This is a genomic window from Gelidibacter pelagius (genome assembly GCF_017581925.1).
In the GTDB taxonomy this organism is placed as follows: Bacteria; Bacteroidota; Bacteroidia; order Flavobacteriales; family Flavobacteriaceae; genus Gelidibacter; species Gelidibacter pelagius.
Genome location: NZ_JAGEVG010000017.1, coordinates 63,859 through 84,074 on the forward strand (window position 1 = coordinate 63,859; position 20,216 = coordinate 84,074).

Consider the following 20,216-nt stretch of genomic DNA (forward strand, 5'->3'; position numbering starts at 1 on the left):
GAGTAGATACCTTAGTCGCCCAAGCCGAAAAAGCGTTTAAGGAGCTCAAAAAACTAAATAACTTTGTCGATATTATCACGGGTAAAGAGCTATTGGAGCTCCCTGTGGGGTTGCGCAAAAAAGATTCTACGTCTCAAAACAGTGTGGAGCTGGTCATAGTAGAAGTAAAATTCACACCCCAATACGCTGAGTTTAAAGCTTGGGCAAAACTAATTATTCCACAAAAAGGCCCTAACGGGGAACCTGAACGTGAACTTTATTTTGGAGCCGAAGGCATAAAACTATCGCACGATGGGGCTTTGTTGGGAGACATGAAACTGGTTTTACTGGGCAACCATGCCATCCCCATCAATGGCGATAATTGGCTCTTGACCTTAAATGGGGGCATCGATTTAAAAACAACAGGTGCTTTTAAAGACCAATCCTTTGTAGAGTTCGACTGCGCAGGGTTGAAAAAAATTGGCTTGGAAGGTGATCTTCGCATTTCCAGAAATGTGTTGTTGCCCATTAACAGTCAAGGTGAATATACTTGCGGCGACGCTAATGATAATGAAGCCTTAAAATCTAAACTAGATGAGAGGGTAGCTGAAATAGAGAATGGAGAAGTCTTTAAAAAACTTGACAGATTATCTACTGGCAATGCTCTAAATGATGACGTTCTAACCCTAACAAGTGGATGGAATGATGATGTCGTTGAATTACTGTTTAATGACTTGTTAGATGCCCAAATAGGCACTGAATTGGCCAATGCATTGGTACAAGGTAAAGACGTGAAAATTCAAGTGGAAGCTATTTTTAGTGGAACTTCAAAAAGGCCTAATAGTTTTAAAGTTAAGTATATAATAGACGGTCAACCGTTTCAAGAAAATTTCATAAATTAATAATGAGAACACAAAAGCAAATTTTTAATGAAATCGCTATTTCAATAATTGATATTTTACCACAAGGTGAAAAGTTTAATTATGCAGTTTTAGAAATTAAGAGATTAAATGCTAATATTGGTTTTACAGGCTACTACATAACCCCTGAAGAAAGCAAAAAGTGGCTTGATATTTTTAGTTTTAAATTAGATACAAATTGTATAGAAGAGCTATATAACCTCACTCAAGTCGAATTTCCTATTCATAAAAATTGGAATAGAGCTAAATACACTTTGTTCCCAGAGGGTAAAATGGAAATAGAATACATTTGGGATGAAGACTTGCAGAATGAAGTAGATCGATTAAACAACGGAACCATCTAGTGGTGTTTTTTGTAATAACAATAATTAACCCCGCTAGCGTAAGCGTCACGCTCGTGCACCCATTTGGAATGAGACTTTTATTGCCTTATTTTTCCAATTTCACTTTGATAATTCTCTCATTTTTGAAATAAATTGTAATAATACGTAGCGGCTGCCAAATCTTCTAAGGCGTGTCCAACAGACTTGAACAAAGTAATTTGTTCATCGCTACTTCTACCTGAATGACTTTTAGCGGCCATTAAAAACAAGTCCGCCTTAATATCCTTTTCTGCCAACACTCCGGTCTTTAATGGAATAACGATATCACCACTTTCTTTTAACCCTCCTGCATAAGTGTCTACAAACACTTCCGATTTTTTTATGGCATCATCATCAGCTTCTCGCATATCTGGACGATAAGCGCCAACCAAATCGACATGCTGGCCAGGTCTTAGGTACTTGCCCAAAACAAGTGGTGTCGGTGAAAGGGTCGCGGAGGAAATGATGTCTACTTCGCTAATTTTATTTTCAATATCCTTTATAGGGGTTATTTCAAAATTCTCCTGATTCAATGACCTACAAATAGCTTTCGCTTTGTCAAAATTTCTGCCCCAAACAAAAACTTGTTCTATAGGTCTTACACTTGCATGGGCCTTAATAAGATTTGGAGATAGGGCTCCAGTTCCAATCATTAACAATGATCTTGAGTTTTTTCTACTCAGGAATTTCGAAGCCAAGGCTGATGCAGCAGCAGTGCGTTTTACGGTTAGACTTTTAGCTTCTATGATTGCTTTTATAGAGCCTTTTAAGGCATCTAAATAAATATAAACAGCTTGAATGGCTGGTAAGTCAAACTTCCCGTTCGCTGGACTAACCGTCGCTATTTTCACACCGGCGTCCTTTCCCGGATTCCAAGCTGGCATCAGTAATAGCGTGGACTCCATACCAACTTCTGGATTAGGAAAATCATGATGATGTCGCATGGGCACCAAGAGCTCCTTGTTCGCAAACATTTTTTCTAAGTCTACAATTAAACTTGGGAAATCTGTATTTTTCTCAACAAAATCTGCATCAATTTGAATTATATTTTTCATGAATTTTAGGAAATTAATGGTTAATAATAATGTTTTACTCCTTTAAATCGAATATTCTCTTTTATTCTAAATGCCCACTTTGGGCTTATGTCACCATAAAAACAAATGCATTCAAAAACCTTAAAATAGAAAGCAAAGAAATCCCATTGACTAAAATCGATTAGTCAATGAGATTCTTAAATACATTCAGTTTAATTTCTACTACTGAATATTAATTGAAGGATAGGCCTACTAAAGATTTTTGTAATCCGGTAAAGTTGGCCTGGTTTTTAGACTCTCCTCAATTGTTTTTATAGCAAATTTTCTTTCGTCTCCAATAAGTGGCAAGCGTGGTGCCCGTACATTTTCAGTACCAAGACCTGTATAAACCTCAGCCAATTTTATATTTTGCACCAATTCTGGAACAATATCCAATTCGAATAAAGGCATAAACCATCTATGGATGTCTAATGCTTCCTTAATTCGTCCGGCTTTGATCAATTCGTACATAGCAACCGTTTCTTTAGGAAATGCACAGACCAAACCTGCTACCCAACCGTCAGCTCCAAGCACCATACTTTCAAAAGCAATGGTATCCACGCCTGTCATAATTTTTAATCGGTCGCCAAAACGATTCTTTATCCTGGTGATATTCATGGTATCTCTGGTTGACTCCTTTACCGCCACGATATTGTCATGCTTCAACAGCTCGTCAAACATACTGTGGGTGATTTCTGTTTTATAATCCACGGGATTATTATATACCATTATTGGTAGCGACGTGTTTTTGGCAACTGAGTTAAAAAACTCCAAAGTTTCTCTAACGTTAGACTTATAAAGCATTGGAGGCAACATCATTAAACCTGATGCACCGTCTTCTTCCGCCATGTTTGCGGCCTTAACCGCCGCTTTGGTAGATTGTTCTGCCAGTGTTATCATTACAGGAACTTTCCCTTTGACCATATCCACGGTAGTTGTTGTTAAACTACGTTTCTCAGCTTCTGTTAAAGTACTTGCTTCACCTAAAGTACCTCCCAAAACGATACCGTGTACACCAGCATCGAGTTGTGCTTTTAGATTGGTTTCAAACATTGCAAAATCTAAAGTGTCATCATCATTAAATTTTGTTGTGACTGCAGGCATAATGCCTTCCCATTTTACACTCATAGAATCAAATTTTATTGGTGTTAATATTAGTTAGCAAAGTTAATTAAGAAAGACATGGGGTTATAGTTCTTATTTATCAAGTGTTAATACTATATTGTCCTACCTATAGTAAATACTATTTTTTATGAGTAATATTAGGGTCGATTTTCAACCAAATCTTGAAAATAAGCGTTTCGCCACAAAATCAGAATAGGCACAAACCGCGTAAACCAGCTCTTTTTTCAAAATTCACTTATAAGATCAACCGATATGAAAGTACTGCCTTTTAAAATACCAAAACCGGAACATGACGCTCTGGTATATCAAGAAGATATAGGGGTGTCATTCTATGACCAATTACACCAGCATGAAGAAATCCAGGTGAGCTATATCATTGAAGGTGAGGGCAAGTTAATTGTTGGAGATACCATCAATTTCTATAAGCCCAATGATATCTTGGTCATTGGCAGCTATCTACCACATCTTCTTAAAAGTGATACCAGCGTTTATAAGACATCAAAGATGTTAAGTTTGTTTTTTACAAAAGATTCCTTTGGGGAAAAGTTTTTTGAACTAGAAGAAACTAAGGCTTTACAGGCATTCTTTACCCGAGCCACGCATGGCTTTAAAGTAAGCTCAGATAAAGAAGAAATGGCCAAATTATTCCTAAAGTTAAGATCGTCCGAAAAACTGGATCAGTTTTTAATTTTGTTGGAATTATTAAAAAGAGCATCTACTTGTGAGTACAAAAGCTTATCCTCATTTATATATGACAAACAGTACACGGACTATGAAGGCAATAGGATGCGTAATATTTTTGAATTCACGATGAGCCATTTTAACACCAACATTACTTTAGAAGCGGTTTCCGAGAAGGCAAACATGACCAAAAATGCCTTCTGTAAATACTTTAAAAAACGGACGAATAAAACCTATTTTCAGTTTTTAACCGAATTAAGGGTAGAACATGCCACTAAATTGTTGCTATCAAAAAACAAATTCACCATTGCCGAAATAGCCTATGAATCTGGATTTAAAAATATATCCAATTTTAATAGACAGTTTAAAGAGATTAAGAAAAACACGCCTTCTGAGTACAGAAAAGAAAGAACCTAATCTTTTCATGATAATGTTGTATCGTCGAAAAGAACTCAAGTATTTCTGAAAACTAAAAATCTAAACTATTCTCCAAATGGATCGTCGATGGACAACATAGGCTCAGTAAACCATTTTGGCCCTTGTTTGGTCATGTATATATGATCTTCATGGCGAATACCAAATTGATCTGGCACACAAATCATAGGTTCAATACTGAAACACATTCCTGGCTCTATTACCGTCTCTTCATTTCTTATGACATAGGGCCATTCGTGAATATCCAAACCAATACCATGCCCAGTGCGATGTGGCAGCCCTGGCAGATCATAATCAGGCCCGAGACCGTGAGCTTCTATCACCACCCGTGATGCATCATCAATGGAAGAAAAAGTATCTCCTAACTGGGCGGCATTAAAAGCAGCCAATTGGGTTTTCTTTTCTACATTCCAAATACGTCTTTGCAATTCGCTAATTGGGCCAAATACATAGGTTCGGGTAATGTCCGAGAGGTACCCATGCAATTCACAACCGGTATCAATTAGGACCACTTCTCCGTCCTCCAGATCCTTCGGGGCTTTCACACCATGTGGAAATGAGGTATCCACACCAAACAATACAATGCAAAAATAAGATCCTGAAGCAATTCCATAACGCTTATGCGCTTCATGAATAAAGTCAGTGACTTCTTTAGCGCTGATGCCAACATGTAAAATTCTTGCTACTGCTTTTTGTACTTCTAAAGTAATATTCATGGCATGCTGAATAATAGCGACTTCAGCTTCGGATTTTACCATTCTGCATCCCGCAGTGACCGGTTTAGAGTTAACAAGTTCAAATTTCGAATTTGCTTTTGCGATTCCATCACTAATAAAAAACGGTGTGCTTTCATCAATAAGAACAACACCTCCGTCTACGCCATTTTCAGAGCATACTTCAGCCAACAATTGATATGGGCTTTCGTGTTCCTCCCAACAATGGATGGTCCCTTCAACCTCCATAAAATCCAAAATTGTACCTTTTTCAAAATTTGGAGCGATATAGTGCAAGCTTCCATTTGGAAATAACAAAGCGCCAACCATACGTTCACTCGAATTCCATTTGGTACCGGTAAAATAGTACAGATTTGTCCCTGCATCCAAATACATGACTCGCCCCTTTTGTTCTTGCATTAATTTACAGGCTTTATCAATACGTGAATAAAACTCGCTTTTTTGTATTGGCTTTACTAAATGTGCAATAGGCTTGATAGCATTTAATTCGGCTTCAATCGTACTACCGCCGATTCCTGTTGTTTTCATAAATTTTTAAAATTTTAAAAGATTCTGTCTGGATGGAACGGGTCAAGATTCAAGGTGGTCTTTTTATTTGAAATCACCTCTGAAACCAACTTACCGGTAGCAGGACCAAGCCCCCAGCCCATCATGGCATGTCCTGTTGCAATGGTCAAATTAACGCACTTTTTCGACCTTCCTATATAAGGTAAACCGTCAGGTGATACTGGACGCAACCCTGCCTGTGCATTATTTTTATCTTCCTGATCTAACGTGATTTCAGGATAGTACTTGGTTACGGCATGGGCAATAGCATCAACTCTTGCTTTATTAATATCTTGATTAATCCCTGCTATTTCCATAGTCCCAGCAAAACGCGTGAAACCATGCATTGGGGTAACCGCAACTTTAGCTTCGGACAGGATGGCCGGAATGGATATCCCCGTATCTTGATCAGTATTAATACGATACCCTTTTCCTGCCTGTAATAACAATTGCAAAGATAGTTTTTTACTTAAGAATGAACTCCACGAACCTGCCGCAAGAACAAATTCGTCGGCTTGATAATTTTTTTTATTTGTTGTAATAGATGTAATATATCCATTTACCATTTCAATATCATTCACTTTTTCATTGGTAAAAAACGCCACTCCAAATTCTTTCAAATAGGTTTTAATATCGCTCATAAACTCTTGAGGGGTCATGTGCGAGTCACATTTATAATAAGTTGCTCCTTTCACATTTAACCTGACATTAGGCTGGAGTTTTTTCAAATCGTCCAGACTGATTTCTGAAGCCTCCAAGCCCATTTGACGTGCTAAATCTGCTACTTTAATTTCTTCTTCGAGCTTTTTTTCAGATTGACACAACATCAATAAGCCTTTATTCTCCAACTGAAACTGAAAACCTTCATCTTGCTTTATACTACTATATAGCTCTTGGCTCAACAGGGTAAGGTCTCTAATTATTGGGACGGATGTGTTCACATGTTTTGCCGTACAGGATCTATTGAACGCCAAGGTCCATTTCATAAAATCAATATCGAATCGTGGTTTAATATACAAAGGGCTGGATTTATTAAACATCCATTTAATTCCTTGTTTCATTACCCCTGGCGCTGATAAGGGGATAAAATGGCTCGGCGATAAAAAGCCTGCATTGACGTAAGAGGCGCCCATATCTAAATTGGATTGATCTATGACGGACACTGTATGTCCTTCCTTTTGAAGATAATAAGCAGAACATAAACCGATAATTCCGCCACCAATAATAATGATTTCCTTGTTCATTTATTCTAAATTATTATCCCAAATTGGCTTTGCTCTTAAAAAAATATAAATACTTCTTCATCCTATCTTATTTTTTAAATGACCTGAAATCCGAACGCATACGGATCATCATCGTCATCAATAATAATTGTATTGTACCCATACACCTTTGCCCAACCTTGTACACTAGGAACAATAGCAGGTTTTCCATTCAAAGTGGTCTCTTCAACGACACTGCCAATAAACTTACTTCCTATGAAACTTTCGTGGATGAACTCCTCTCCTATTTTCAGAGTGCCCTTTGCATAGCGTTGTGCCATAACAGCGGAGGTTCCTGTGCCGCAAGGGCTTCTATCAATAGCTTTAGCGCCATAAAATACTGCATTTCTTGCTGTTGATGTTGGATCCGTTGGTCTTCCGGTCCATAGGATATGTGATACATCCCTAAATGAATCATTTTCTGGATGTATGAACATGTTTGGATATTTTTGGTTGATTTCATCTCTCAATATCTGAGAATATTGAATCAACTTACCCGCGGTAAAATTTTCTACACCCGAAAAATTCTGCTGCGGATCTATAATGGCATAATAGTTTCCGCCATAAGACACATCAAAAGTCAATTCACCCAATTCAGGACAATCAATGTTTAGACCTTCAGCAGCCAAATAACTCTTAACGTTTGTTAAACGTACCCAATCCACTTTATTTCCAGTGGTCTTATAATCAATTTCCACCAAACCTGCAGGCGCCTCCATTCTTATCTTTCCTGGAACCTTTGGCGTTATCAAACCCTCTTCAATTACAATGGTTATGGTACCAATCGTACCATGTCCGCACATGGGCAAACAACCAGAGGTCTCAATAAATAAAATGGCAAAATCATTTTCTGGGTCATGTGGTGGATAAAGGATACTGCCACTCATCATATCATGGCCACGAGGTTCAAACATCAAGCCTTTTCGAATCCAATCGAATTCTTTTAAAAAATGCAATCGTTTTTGGCTCATCGTTTCTCCAACCAAATGAGGTCCGCCTTCTTTAATAACTCTTACTGGATTTCCGCAGGTATGTGCGTCAATACAAACAAATGTACTTCTACTCATTGCTTTATTAACTTATTTCGGGTAATTGACATTGCTTTAGTCCTTAGTCGTTTGGGAGCTTCAAATCATAATTTTCAAACTACCTAAACTGTTGTTGCTTTGTTACAAATCAAATAGATAAAATAGCGATGAATTTGTGACGTTTAAAACATGTCGTCTTTAAGAATATCGTTCTATGATTTTATTAATAGCATTTCCCTTTGGATAATTATTGCCTTAAAGCAGATGGTAATAACTCCTTGGGAAAAGACTGATAACTCACTGGTCGCACCCATCTTTTTATGGAATTGGTTCCCACCGATGTAAATCTTGAATCGGTAGATGCCGGATAGGGACCGCCGTGTTGCATTGATGGACAAACCTCAACTCCTGTTGGAACCCCATTAAAAATGATTCGTCCTACTCTATTTTCAAGTGCATCAATAACCTCGTAAAGATTAGGATGGTCTTCTTTTTCGGCAATAATAGTGCCCGTTAATTGCCCGTCCAATCCATTTATAATTTTGATTAACTCCTCTTGATCCTTAGCTCTAACCACTAATGCAAAAGGGCCAAAGGCTTCAAGATGCAGCTTAGGATTTGCCAAAAATTCTTTTCCTGAAACACTTGTGATCTGCGATGGTGCATGGTTGGCGTCAATTGCGTCTTCAGCCTTTCCAACAACCTCTGTTCCTGCTTGGGAAGATACCATATTTACATTTTCAACAAATGCCTTCTTGATATCTGGATGCAACATATATTGGGGATCGATAGCTATTGTTTTTTTAGCTAAATCTTTTATGAATTGATCTGTCCTATCACCTTCAACAGTTAATAACAAACCTGGTTTTGTGCAAAATTGTCCTGCTCCCGTAGTTATAGAACCGGCAAAAGCTGTCGCAACAGCATCCGATCTTTTCTCTATGGCTTTCTTGGTGATTATCACAGGATTGATACTTCCCATCTCCGCAAAAACGGGAATAGGTTCTTTTCGTTGAGAGGCAATATCAAAGAGTGTCCGACCACCAGAAATACTTCCAGTAAAGCCAACTGCTTTCACCTTATCGTGCTTTACCAATTTTACACCTACAGTTCTTCCACGACCCATAATATTTGAAAAGACCCCGTTAGGCATTCCTGTTCTTTCTGCCGCTTTAATAATCGCCGAAGCCACTAACTCTGCTGTGCCGGAATGCATGGCATGTGCCTTAACAATAACTGGGCATCCGGCAGCTAACGCACTTGCGGTATCTCCTCCTGCTGTCGAAAAAGCCAAAGGAAAGTTACTTGCAGCAAAAACAACCACTGGACCTATTGGTATTAAGGTACGTCTTAAATCATCCTTTGGCATGGGAGTCCTTTCTGGCATGGCTTCGTCAATTGTGTTCTCCCTCCATTCTTCATTTGATACTAAGTCTGCGAAAGATCGCAGTTGGAATACGGTCCTTCCCCGTTCACCAATTGCTCTGGCTTCTGGCAATCCAGATTCTGTCATATAAGAATCTAACAATTCTTGATCTAAGGCTAAGATTTCATCGGCAATAGCATTTAAAAACTCTGCTCTCTTTACCCCAGAAACTTTCCGATAGGTTTTAAAAGCACTCCAAGCCAATTCTGCTGCCTCATCAACTTCATCAGAAGTCGCTTCATAAAATGCCGTTGGATTTTGAATATTAAGTCTTGGATTTATAGTTTTATGTGTTTTATCACCACTAGCTTTTAACGTGTTGCCTATATAATTTTTTCCTGTTATCATTTTTTCCCTATATTTAATTTACTCAATTCCCACATATTTATAAACCTTTAATTCACAAATAAAATTGTGATTAAAGTGACTGTTTGGAATATACCTAAGTCCAACGAATTGTCTTCTCTATATCCCATAATCAGTGAAAATTGACACCTATATTTTGAATGAATACAAATTTAAACGGAACACGCTTATTATAATAATAGACGGTTATCCATAACTAATACTATATCATCTAAATAAATTAAATTATTAAGGTAATAGAATATTATTTATTTAACATTATGGATTGACAACACTTTTATTGAATGGAAAAATGAATTGAAACTTCACAAATAAGAACTCAAAAACTAAGATTTGTTGGTTAATTGAGCATTTCATATCCTCATTGCCGAACAAACCATAAGCTTGGTTAAATCGATATAAAACTGGTGGCCGATAAAAACAGCAATATTTGGAATGCTTTAAAAATTGGGAAGTCAAAAAATAATTTTTGTCTTCAATTTCACAATCAATCATAACTGGACTGCGATTTAAAAAAGAAGCAATCCGTTAAGCTTGCTTAAACAAATTTTGTTGCATTAAGAGGTTCGGAATGAAAGGACAGAAAAACACATTTTCGGAATAGGTTCATTCGAGAACGGCACAACGCAGCTCTCAAGCTCTCGAAAAACCTGTTCAAATTCTAAAAAATCTTATCCAGCAATTGGTTGAAGTACATTTTGATCTCGTCTAAGATCAGATCATCGTCAAGTATAGGTTGGCTTAATTTCCACAAAACCGTTGGCACCATATTTTCAACTTCAAGCTTTTCAATTAAGCATTCGTTATTTAAGGTGGTAATGATCAGAACGCCATTAACACTGCCATCATTGATGATCTTAAAACAGTCCTTCTCCTTTTGAATGGATTCAAAGGATTGAAATACAAGTAATCGATACCCAAGATCGAAAGTCATGTTTTGAATTTCAGATAAAAGATGGCCATAAAATTTGTCTGAAGTATGGGGCATAATGACCGCCAATGTTTTTGTTTGCTGTTTGCGAAGCGCAATCGCATAATAGTTTGGCACATAATTATGCTTTTTAGCAATGGACAGAATAGTCGCCCTAGTCTCAATATTGATGTCTTTTTTGTCATTGAGTGCTTTTGACACCGTAGACACCGAATACCCTGAGAGTCTTGAAATTTTCTTAAGCGTTATCGCCGCGGGATGCATGATTATTTATTTTTAAGTCGTTTAATGTACGCTATGGAAAGTGCGGACAATCGCTCAATTTCGGCATAGTCAAAATTACCTTTGTCGTCCTTTGCAATAAGTTTTGAACCTATCCCTACGCATGTTACTCCAACATCAAACCATGATTTTAAGCTCTCTTCTGTAGGTGCCACTCCGCCGGTAGGCATGATACTGGTCCACGGACAAGGTCCTTTTATCGCTTTGACATAACTCGGGCTATAGGCATCACCAGGAAATAATTTCACAATTTCACAGCCCAATTCTTCCGCTCTGGCAATCTCCGTCAAGGTAGCGCAGCCAGGTGACCAAAGTACTTTACGCCTATTGCACACTATGGCAATATCCTCTCTCAACACTGGAGTGACAATAAAATTTGCCCCCAATTGCATATATAGTGATGCTGCAGCAGCATCGGTTATAGAACCGACGCCCAAAACCATTCCCGGAAGTTCAGAAAGTGCATATTTGTTCAATTCGGCAAAAATCTCAAAGGCAAAGTCGCCGCGACTGGTAAATTCCAATAAACGTGCACCTCCGTCATAACAGGCCTTTAAAACTTTTTTACTTACTTCAACGTCGTGGTGATAAAACAAAGGCACTAAGCCTGTGTTTTCCATCAAATTCGCCACTTCTATTCTTGTATACTGCGCCATTTTCCCTAATTATCTTGAGACCTTACCAGAAGCATCTCCGCTTAATAATCTATTTATTTCATCAAGAGTGATTAAATTATAATCCCCCGAAATGGTATGTTTTAAACAGCAGGCTGCTACAGCAATGTTCAATGCCTTTTGTTTGTCAATGGTATCGTTTATCAATCCATAAATCAATCCTCCCATGAAGGCATCACCACTACCAACGCGATCCACAACAGGAGTGACATCTTTAATATCTGCGGTATAAAGACGATTTCCGTCATATAAAACACCTCCAATTTGCTGATGTGACGCACTAATTGAATAGCGTAAGGTTGTGGCCACCGTTTTCAGATTCGGACAAGATTTAAATAATATGTCATATAACTCTGGCAAAGATTTTTCGTCCTGATAATCTGGTTCTACTTGATCCTTTCCAAGCATAAAGAAAGCCGTATCTAAATCGCCTAATATTATTGAACTGTAGTGTAGCAATTCGGGCATAACGTCTTTAGGCGCTTTGCCGTATTTCCACAGTTTGGATCTGTAATTTAGATCACAAGAAACGGTAAGACCAAATTTATGTGCTGTCTTTACAGCTTGCAAACATTCTTGTGCTGCCGATTCTGAAATGGCAGGTGTAATACCACTCCAATGAAACCAAGTCGCGTCTTTCAAAACTTCCTCCCAATTAATTTCACCTTGTTCAATGGTTGCCATGGAACTGTTGGCTCTATCATAAACCACATTGCTACCCCGTGTTCCAGCGCCAGTTTCTAAAAAATAAATTCCTAAACGATCGCCGCCATACACGACATTTTTGGATTCTACATTGAATTTACGCATTTCCTTTAATGCACACCCTCCAATTTCATTACTGGGAAGCCGTGTGACAAATTCAGTGCAAACGCCATAATTTGCCAAGGAAACGGCCACATTAAATTCGCCACCACCATAAGAAGCCGCAAATTTATTGGCTTGCGAGAATCGCAAATGTCGTTCTGTTGACAAACGCAACATGATTTCTCCAAAAGTTACTACTTTATTCATTTTGTATATTTTAAAGCCCTAAAGTTTCCAAAAAACGCCACATTTCTTCATTGATGGCTCTTCGATCTTCTTTAGAAAACTTACCATGCTTTCCGTTTTTGATGGTCACTAATTTCGTTTTCACCGAATTATCAAGGAGTGCCTGATACAGACTTTTTGATTGTAAATAAGGCACAATCGGATCGGTATCACCATGTACAATAAAAACTGGTGGACTGTTTCTATCCACGTGAAAGATAGGTGAAACTGATTTTACAAATTTCACATCCTTATAGTGTGTACCCAACCACTTCTTAACTGAATTTGATTTCCACACTTTTTCAGTAGTTAAATCCGAAACGCCATATTTATCAATAATCGCGAAAACCTCAAGCTTATTTCCTGACTTACAATGTACATCAAAAACAGCATTATTTTTCAATAATCCTGCCATTAAGGCTAAGTGAGCTCCTGCTGAACTGCCCATGAGTATAATACGATCTCTATCGATATTAAAACCATCTGCATGCTCATATAAATAATTTAGCGCACATCGTATATCCTGAATGGCTGCTGGAGCTTCCCCTTCGTGGACAAGTCGATATGCAATATTGACTACAGCAAATCCCTTCTTAAAGAAGGATTCAAAACCTGTTTGTGATTCTTTTGTCCCATGATTCCAACCGCCGCCATGGATATTAATTACCAATGGTACTTTTTGATCTTTGGAAGAAGGAAAATAAATATCCAAGCGCCCCTCCCAAGCGTCTACTTTAGTGTAAACGAGATTTAATTGTTTCACATAATTATTAGGAAAACTGACAGGTGTTTGAGCATCATTTACCTGAGCGACCGTTATGGTAGCCAGCAATAGCACAAAAACACCTGCCAATCTCTTAATCAAAATATGCAAACAAGACATGTTAGCTAAAAGCTAAACCTCCGTTGATGTCCACATTGTTTCCTGTGATAAAAGATGCCTCATCTGAAGCCAAATAGGCAACTAAGTCTGCAACTTCTTCAGCTTGACCTTCACGTCTCAAAGGTGTTCCATTTGCAACGTTCGTACGCACTTGATCACTTGTGAAATCATCGTGGAATTTGGTGGCAATCATCCCTGGACATAATGAGTTGACACGGATGCCTTGAGGTCCAAATTCTTTGGCCAAAGATCTTGTATAGGTCAAAACAGCACCTTTTGATGCCGCATACAATCCTGAACCAGGACCACCGCCATCTCTTGCCGCTTGCGACGCAAAATTAACAATTGCTCCTCCTTTGCCCATTAAAGGCTTGAATGATTTTGTTGTAAAAACAGTTCCTTTGAAATTGACATTCATCAAGAGGTCGTAAAACTCCTCATCTATTTCCTCAATGGTCTTTCTTGCAAAAAGTCCGCCGGCAACGTTTACCAAAATATCAACTTTGTCCCCATAGGCCTCTTTTGTTTTAGCGACTAGGTTGTCAATATCTTTTTGTTTGGTGACGTCCGCATAAACTGCAATAGCCTCACCGCCTTCTTTCTTAATTAGTCGAACTGTTTCGTTGCCTTCCTCTTCACTTTCAAAATAATTGACAACTACTTTAGCACCATTTTTAGCCAATTTTATTGATACGGCACGTCCAATGTCACGGGCACCTCCAGTGACTACTGCTACTTTTCCTTTTAAATTACTCATAATATTAAATTTATTTATTGATTTTTAATTAATTCTTTTGATTTTACTGGTTCTATTTTTGGACATAATATCCATACACTTGCAAGGGCTATTATTGCCAAGGCCGCTCCAATAACAAATGCTGGTGTATAATTCCCACCACTTGTTAGCCACGGCACCAGATAAGTCAATCCCGCAGCGGTAAGTTTAGCAGCCATCCCAGAAAATCCTGCCAATGTTCCCACCGTTTTTCCACTAAAAAGATCACTAGGTAAAGTTTGAATATTTCCAATTGCTGTTTGGAATCCAAACAAAATAACAGCCATTATAATCACCGCTGCAACAGGACCACCAGGACTTGCCATAGCTAATAATGCCGGTAACATTATAATACATCCAAGGGATATGACCATTTTACGTGTTTTGTCAACATTCCAACCTGCCTTTAATCTATTCTGCGCCAATAGTCCGCCAAACCAGGCGCCCAACATAGCGCCTACATAAGGCACCCAACCATAAAGTCCGATTGATTTCACATCCATACCGTACACTTCATGCAAATAAATTGGTATCCAAAAAACGAACAACCACCAGATGGGATCAATAGCTGCTGAAGCCAGAATGACTCCCCAACTTTGTTTATGACCAAGCAATGCTTTAGTGTCTGGATTGTATTCTTGGTCTTCTACTCCATCAGCATCAAAATCTTCATTTTTTTGACCCGTTAGAATGTAGTCACGCTCTTCATCCGTTATCCAAGGGTGATTTTTAGGAGGTGATTTGACCAAAATTAACCATGGAATCAGCCAAAGCAATCCTACTAATCCAATCAGGATAAAAATGGATTTCCAGCTAAAATAAATGGTCAAGAATGCAATTAATGGGATAGATATAATTCCACCTATGGCAGCACCAGAGTTGAAAATTCCTTGCGCGAGAGCCCGTTCTTTGGTAGGGAACCATTCCGCATTACCTTTAGTAGCTCCTGGCCAGTTACCAGCTTCCGCAACTCCTAATATGGCACGGAAGATACCAAAACTTAGCACTCCCTGAGCTAAAGCATGTAATGCAGTAGCAACAGACCACACGCCAATAGATAGTACAAAACCTAATCGTGTACCTACCCAATCGAATATTTTACCGAATATGGCTTGCCCAAAGGCATAGGAAAATACGAAAATGATTGAAATAAGAGCGTAAATTGATTTGGTCTCGTCAGGTGTATGCCCAGGGTACAGTTCCTTGGCAATTTCTGGCCAAAGAACACTTAGCGATGTGCGATCAATATAATTGATAATAGTAGCAATAGCTATCAATCCGACTACCCACCACCTTAAACCTTTAACTTTCATACTCCTTTGATTTAAAACATATTCTTACTGTGCCGTCATTAACGATTAATGCGACAGAACTATTTTTTATCTATGAAAGTGAGCCGATTATCCTTTAATTTCGAATGAAATTAACAAAGAATCTACTTACCTCCCTCCTACATATTCCCTGAAAACACAAGCGTGCATTTATGTTTTCAGATTGTTATTTCTTAGATATTGTATAAATACTGATACAATACTCTAAAATGATCTTTCATTTTTTGCTTGGCTTCTTTTGGATCTCCTTTTTTTATAGCCTCAAATATGGCTTCATGCTCCTTAATGCCAATGACGGGATCGTTCTTTTCACATACATGATATTTCGCAAAATTGGTAATAATTTCTGGGGTGATGATCAACATAAACGTGTTCATCGTACTATTCCCTGATGCTCTGGCAATGGCCAAATGAAATACCAAATCCTCTTGGACTGCATCTTCCCCTGCATTTACCTTATCATTATAAGCATCTAACGCCACTCTCATCTTAACGAGATCTTCATCCGTTCTTCTCAAAGCTGCCAAACGGGATGTCTTAAGTTCCAATAAAATTCTCGTTTCTACCAACGACTTGAAATCCGGCTCTTCCAATCTCAAAATATCTTCAATCATGCCATTTAAAGCGATCACACCAATATTCGCAACGAAAGTTCCACTTTGTGGCATTGATTTCAATAAGCCATAAAGTTCTAATTTTTGGATAGCATCTCGTATACAACCTCTACTCACTTCAAACTTTTCGGAAAGACTTCTTTCGGACGGCAACTTATCTCCCGGCTCCAGATTCTTTTGATTAATCAAATCTCTTATTTTAGAAATGACCTCCTTCTGGGTTGCTACACTATCATATTTTGTTAAGACTTCAAATTTCATTTTTTGTATTTTATTACGAATTTCATTGTATAATTTAGGTCAGAAATTCTTTAGGATTTAAAAAAAGCTTCATGATTGGTTAACCAGTTAGCATAGTCCAAATTTATGAAAAAAACTTAACATACCTCTTTGCTACTGTAATAACCTAAAAACTCTCCAAAACTATTCAATATTAGATTAATGCGTCACTTCCAATTCGTAATAATTAACTCTTGCCAATCCGTCTTTATCCCTTGACTGAAAATAGTTTCCTGCCTTAAAATAATTCTCAAATATGCCCCATTTTCTCATGTGGATATCATCATAAACCTTGTACTCATTGTTGTTCAAAATAACGACCATTTTACCGTCAGACACCTGAACTTCCAATGTGAATTTTTTAAATCCTACTTCTTGTTTAAAAGTAAACCCCTTATCGTCTCCCCAGGCATCCGTATAAAGCAGATCCTCACCATGGGCATTTAAATTTTTCAACACCTTCGTCTTCACTCTGATTTTGCCATCCTGCCAATAAATCTTAAGCATTGGCGGAGCATTATTATCTTTTTGCCCTATCGCATCGCGCTGCTCGTTGGTTAAACGTCCGTGGATTTGCATCACAATCACCTTATGATATTTACCATCTGCAGCCTTTGTAACTTCTTCCATCTGCAACTTCCCTTTCATATTGGCTCCTTGCGAAAATGTCCAATTGGTATTGTTATCACCAGGCACCATCTGCTCCCTCAACTCTGATCTCGAATACTTTGTGTTGGCCGTCGTGGCTTCACTCGGATAGGCATAAAACACTAAGGCTCCTCGTATTGAATCGTTGTACATATAGGGTTTCAGATCCTCATTGTTACCATAATCCAAAATTGCTGGTGGCTCCACGCTTAAGGGTTTTCCATCCTCTCTTGCTGCTGGAACTGTTACCGACCAATGCGATAAGTCAATGCCAGGCAACTTGTATTTCTTTTTCTGTCTCTTCTTATTCTCAACCTTAGTTTGTTGATGAGAATCTTCGGAAATGTTCTGTGCCTTCAATTGCACGGACAAAAAGCAAATCATACATAAACTAAAAAGTTGAATCTTATTCATTTTAAAACGGTTATATAAATTAACTATTCTGCCAAAACAATAGAGACATCATCAATTCTAGACTCAGCTATATTATTACTATCTATCCAAATGGCAATCGTATCTGTTGCTCCGGAATTGAAAGACAATACCAAAGGCAAATATTCATTGGCATTATCCTGATTATCACCAGTAATAGAAGCAATGATTGCGTCCTCAGCTTCTGAAGCATTTGAAATAGCATTTCCTAAAATCGCCAAACGCATTGCAGAACCAACTGGGGATGTTTTAATAGTGTAATAAACGGTAACAATATAATCCGTATTAGGCGTTACCGTTAAGGCTTGATAGGCAACCCGATCAGATCCTGCGTCAAACTTAGCACCTTGTGAGCCTGTTCTTACTGGACTTGAAGTGATTCCAAAAATAGTACCACCACTTATTCTCCAACAGTCACGCCCGTCCATATTGCCGTTTCCACAGTCCTCACTTCCTGGACTGTTATCTTCAAAACTAGCTTCTTTAATAAAAGGAACTATGGCTTCTGGCTCTTCAGGCTCCACTATCTCGATAGTCATCGAAAAAGTACTTTCAGCTCCTAAAGCATCTGAGGCCTTTAATGTGACCGTAAAGGTTCCTTCGCCTGGATACGTATTAACACCATCCAAGCTAGACGATGTGTTTCCATCACCAAAATCCCAAACATATGTTGTTGCACTGACCGAAAGATTGGAGAAGTTATATATTCTATAATCTATCGAACTTTGTGTTGCTGAAAAATTGGCCGAAGGTGGCGTAGCATCAGCGATCGATCCTGTTTCTGGCAAATCAAATTCGTAGGCGCTCAATGCTGGATCGCAGGAAATAAACATTGCTATTACGGATATAAAAGCTGTAAGACCAAACACTTGTCTATACCTTTTATTAATATTATTTATGAATTTCATAATCGTATATTTTTTATATTAAAACTGTTTAGTACCCTGGATTTTGTGTTAACATTCCTTGGCTAAGGTTGATTTCCCTTTGAGGAATTGGCAACAATAAATCGGTAGAATTAAAGCCGTAACCATTAGCGGCAGAAAATGCAGATAGCACATCCTGAGCCGCATTAAAACGGATCAAATCAAATAATCGATGATTTTCAAAGGCCAATTCCACACGTCTTTCATCTAACAATTCTTCTTTTGAGATACTCGTAACAACATCGGTAAGACCTGCTCTGTTTCTAACCTTTTGAAAAGAGTTCAATGCAGCTTGTGCAGATGTTGATGCCCCTCCAGCCATAATAGATTCCACATGCATTAAGAGAACGTCTGACAATCTCAAAACAATCCAGTCATTACCTGCTGCTCTTGGGTTGCTATCGAAGGTGACACCTGTCGCTCCTCCATTTTCACCGTTTGGAAAATATTTTGCCACTTGCTTTTGGGTAGGTTGTGCTGGGTCAATACGATAAGAATACGCCGCTCTATTGCCTCCTTTTGCATCTAAAACTGCTGCAGCCTCATTGGTTACATAATTCACACCACTGGATCTTCCTACAGAATTTAACCATTCTGCAGAGAAACCTTGACTGTCTGATGCTGGATTTGAAAGAAAGCCTATTGAAAAAATAACTTCATTATTGTTTTCATTGTAAAACACGTCATTAAAGTTTGGTTCCAAAGCAAATCCACTATTGATGACTGCCTCACAAAGTACTTGAGCTTGTGTATAATTTGTTCCCAAGGTAAGGTACACTTTAGCTAAAGTAGCCTGTGCAGCTGCCTTTGAAGCTCTGTTTACATAAGCATTGTCCAACGAAGCGATTGCAGCGTTAAGGTCTTCAATAATTAAATCATATACTTGCGCTTTTGGAGTCCTTGTAAATTGAACCTCTGTATCACCAATCCCAATGATTCTATCGGCCATCGGAATATCTCCAAACAAGCGTACCAAGTTAAAATGTGCATAGGCTCTGATAAATTTAGCTTCACCTTCAATCTTAGCTCTATTGGCATCGGAAGCTACATCTATATTGGCAAGGACAAGATTGGCTCTTTTGAGTACATCATAAAAACTGCGGTAATAGTCGTACACAATACCGTTTGTTGGTCTTAAGGTGTAATTTTCAAATTGAGCGGCCTCACCTTCACTACTTTTGGTCTTCGTATTATCACTCCGCATTTCAGTGATATAAAACTCTACCTGTATGGCATGGTTAGCATTAGAATCAGAATTGTCCAAGGCGTTCACACCCTGAATACCGTCATACATATTAATAACCGCATTAAGAAGCTCATCCTCAGTAGTGTAAAAAACATCTGCACTGATTGCAGAACTTGGTGTTGGATCTAAATAGTTATCTCCACAGCTCATGAATGATCCTGAGATAAGAACCAAGGTTGCTATCATGAATGCCCTGAACTGAACAGTTTTAGTTAATGTCAGTTCT

General features: G+C 38.3%; 19 protein-coding genes. 3 read left to right on the forward strand and 16 right to left on the reverse strand.

Translation table 11 applies throughout. The features are described 5' to 3' along the window. The first annotated feature begins 92 nt into the window (after positions 1 to 92). Entirely contained in the window at positions 93 to 881 is a 789-nt protein-coding gene (locus tag J4051_RS14335; protein WP_208234568.1) for a hypothetical protein, read from the forward strand. A gap of 2 nt (positions 882 to 883) precedes the next feature. Then, positions 884 to 1,243: a hypothetical protein gene (locus J4051_RS14340; protein WP_208234569.1), complete on the forward strand. Its 360-nt coding sequence runs from the start codon at positions 884 to 886 to the stop codon at positions 1,241 to 1,243. Positions 1,244 to 1,359: 116 nt separating this feature from the next. Here J4051_RS14340 and J4051_RS14345 read toward each other — a convergent pair whose 3' ends face one another. After that, entirely contained in the window at positions 1,360 to 2,316 is a 957-nt protein-coding gene (locus J4051_RS14345; protein ID WP_208234570.1) for an ornithine cyclodeaminase family protein, read from the reverse strand. A gap of 231 nt (positions 2,317 to 2,547) precedes the next feature. Further along, a complete protein-coding gene (locus J4051_RS14350; protein ID WP_208234571.1) occupies positions 2,548 to 3,462 on the reverse strand; it encodes a dihydrodipicolinate synthase family protein in 915 nt (304 codons plus the stop codon). A gap of 249 nt (positions 3,463 to 3,711) precedes the next feature. Between J4051_RS14350 and J4051_RS14355 the strand changes: the two genes are divergently transcribed. Beyond that, entirely contained in the window at positions 3,712 to 4,557 is an 846-nt protein-coding gene (locus J4051_RS14355) for an AraC family transcriptional regulator (protein ID WP_208234572.1), read from the forward strand. A gap of 65 nt (positions 4,558 to 4,622) precedes the next feature. Here J4051_RS14355 and J4051_RS14360 read toward each other — a convergent pair whose 3' ends face one another. The 14 genes from J4051_RS14360 to J4051_RS14425 form a co-directional block, all read right to left on the reverse strand. Beyond that, positions 4,623 to 5,837 (reverse strand): M24 family metallopeptidase, encoded by a 1,215-nt coding sequence (locus J4051_RS14360; protein WP_208234573.1) that lies wholly within the window; start codon positions 5,835 to 5,837, stop codon positions 4,623 to 4,625. 14 nt (positions 5,838 to 5,851) lie between these two features. Then, entirely contained in the window at positions 5,852 to 7,099 is a 1,248-nt protein-coding gene (locus J4051_RS14365) for an NAD(P)/FAD-dependent oxidoreductase (protein ID WP_208234574.1), read from the reverse strand. Positions 7,100 to 7,173: 74 nt separating this feature from the next. Then, positions 7,174 to 8,184, reverse strand: a complete 1,011-nt coding sequence (locus J4051_RS14370) for a 4-hydroxyproline epimerase (RefSeq protein ID WP_208234575.1) — start codon at positions 8,182 to 8,184, stop codon at positions 7,174 to 7,176. Positions 8,185 to 8,392: 208 nt separating this feature from the next. Continuing rightward, positions 8,393 to 9,919, reverse strand: coding sequence for an aldehyde dehydrogenase (NADP(+)) (locus J4051_RS14375; RefSeq protein WP_208234576.1), 1,527 nt, complete (start codon positions 9,917 to 9,919; stop codon positions 8,393 to 8,395). 679 nt (positions 9,920 to 10,598) lie between these two features. Continuing rightward, entirely contained in the window at positions 10,599 to 11,132 is a 534-nt protein-coding gene (locus J4051_RS14380) for a LacI family DNA-binding transcriptional regulator (protein WP_208234577.1), read from the reverse strand. Between the two features lie 2 nt (positions 11,133 to 11,134). Continuing rightward, complete coding sequence (locus tag J4051_RS14385; protein ID WP_208234578.1) at positions 11,135 to 11,806, reverse strand: bifunctional 4-hydroxy-2-oxoglutarate aldolase/2-dehydro-3-deoxy-phosphogluconate aldolase; 672 nt, start codon at positions 11,804 to 11,806, stop codon at positions 11,135 to 11,137. A 9-nt stretch (positions 11,807 to 11,815) separates the two neighbouring features. After that, a complete protein-coding gene (locus J4051_RS14390) occupies positions 11,816 to 12,838 on the reverse strand; it encodes a sugar kinase (RefSeq protein WP_208234579.1) in 1,023 nt (340 codons plus the stop codon). 10 nt (positions 12,839 to 12,848) lie between these two features. Next, positions 12,849 to 13,730 (reverse strand): alpha/beta hydrolase, encoded by an 882-nt coding sequence (locus tag J4051_RS14395; RefSeq protein WP_208234580.1) that lies wholly within the window; start codon positions 13,728 to 13,730, stop codon positions 12,849 to 12,851. A gap of 10 nt (positions 13,731 to 13,740) precedes the next feature. Beyond that, positions 13,741 to 14,496 carry an SDR family NAD(P)-dependent oxidoreductase gene (locus tag J4051_RS14400; protein ID WP_208234581.1) on the reverse strand — a complete coding sequence of 252 codons (756 nt, stop codon included), beginning with the start codon at positions 14,494 to 14,496 and terminating at the stop codon, positions 13,741 to 13,743. Positions 14,497 to 14,510: 14 nt separating this feature from the next. Beyond that, positions 14,511 to 15,827 (reverse strand): MFS transporter, encoded by a 1,317-nt coding sequence (locus tag J4051_RS14405; protein WP_208234582.1) that lies wholly within the window; start codon positions 15,825 to 15,827, stop codon positions 14,511 to 14,513. Between the two features lie 191 nt (positions 15,828 to 16,018). Continuing rightward, complete coding sequence (locus tag J4051_RS14410) at positions 16,019 to 16,720, reverse strand: FadR/GntR family transcriptional regulator (RefSeq protein WP_208234583.1); 702 nt, start codon at positions 16,718 to 16,720, stop codon at positions 16,019 to 16,021. A gap of 177 nt (positions 16,721 to 16,897) precedes the next feature. Next, positions 16,898 to 17,800: a polysaccharide lyase family 7 protein gene (locus J4051_RS14415; protein WP_236027459.1), complete on the reverse strand. Its 903-nt coding sequence runs from the start codon at positions 17,798 to 17,800 to the stop codon at positions 16,898 to 16,900. 23 nt (positions 17,801 to 17,823) lie between these two features. Then, positions 17,824 to 18,726 (reverse strand): PKD domain-containing protein, encoded by a 903-nt coding sequence (locus J4051_RS14420; RefSeq protein WP_208234584.1) that lies wholly within the window; start codon positions 18,724 to 18,726, stop codon positions 17,824 to 17,826. Positions 18,727 to 18,754: 28 nt separating this feature from the next. Further along, the gene (locus tag J4051_RS14425; protein ID WP_208234613.1) at positions 18,755 to 20,176 is read right to left on the reverse strand and encodes a RagB/SusD family nutrient uptake outer membrane protein; all 1,422 of its coding nucleotides are present in this window, start codon (positions 20,174 to 20,176) and stop codon (positions 18,755 to 18,757) included. Positions 20,177 to 20,216: the final 40 nt, after the last annotated feature.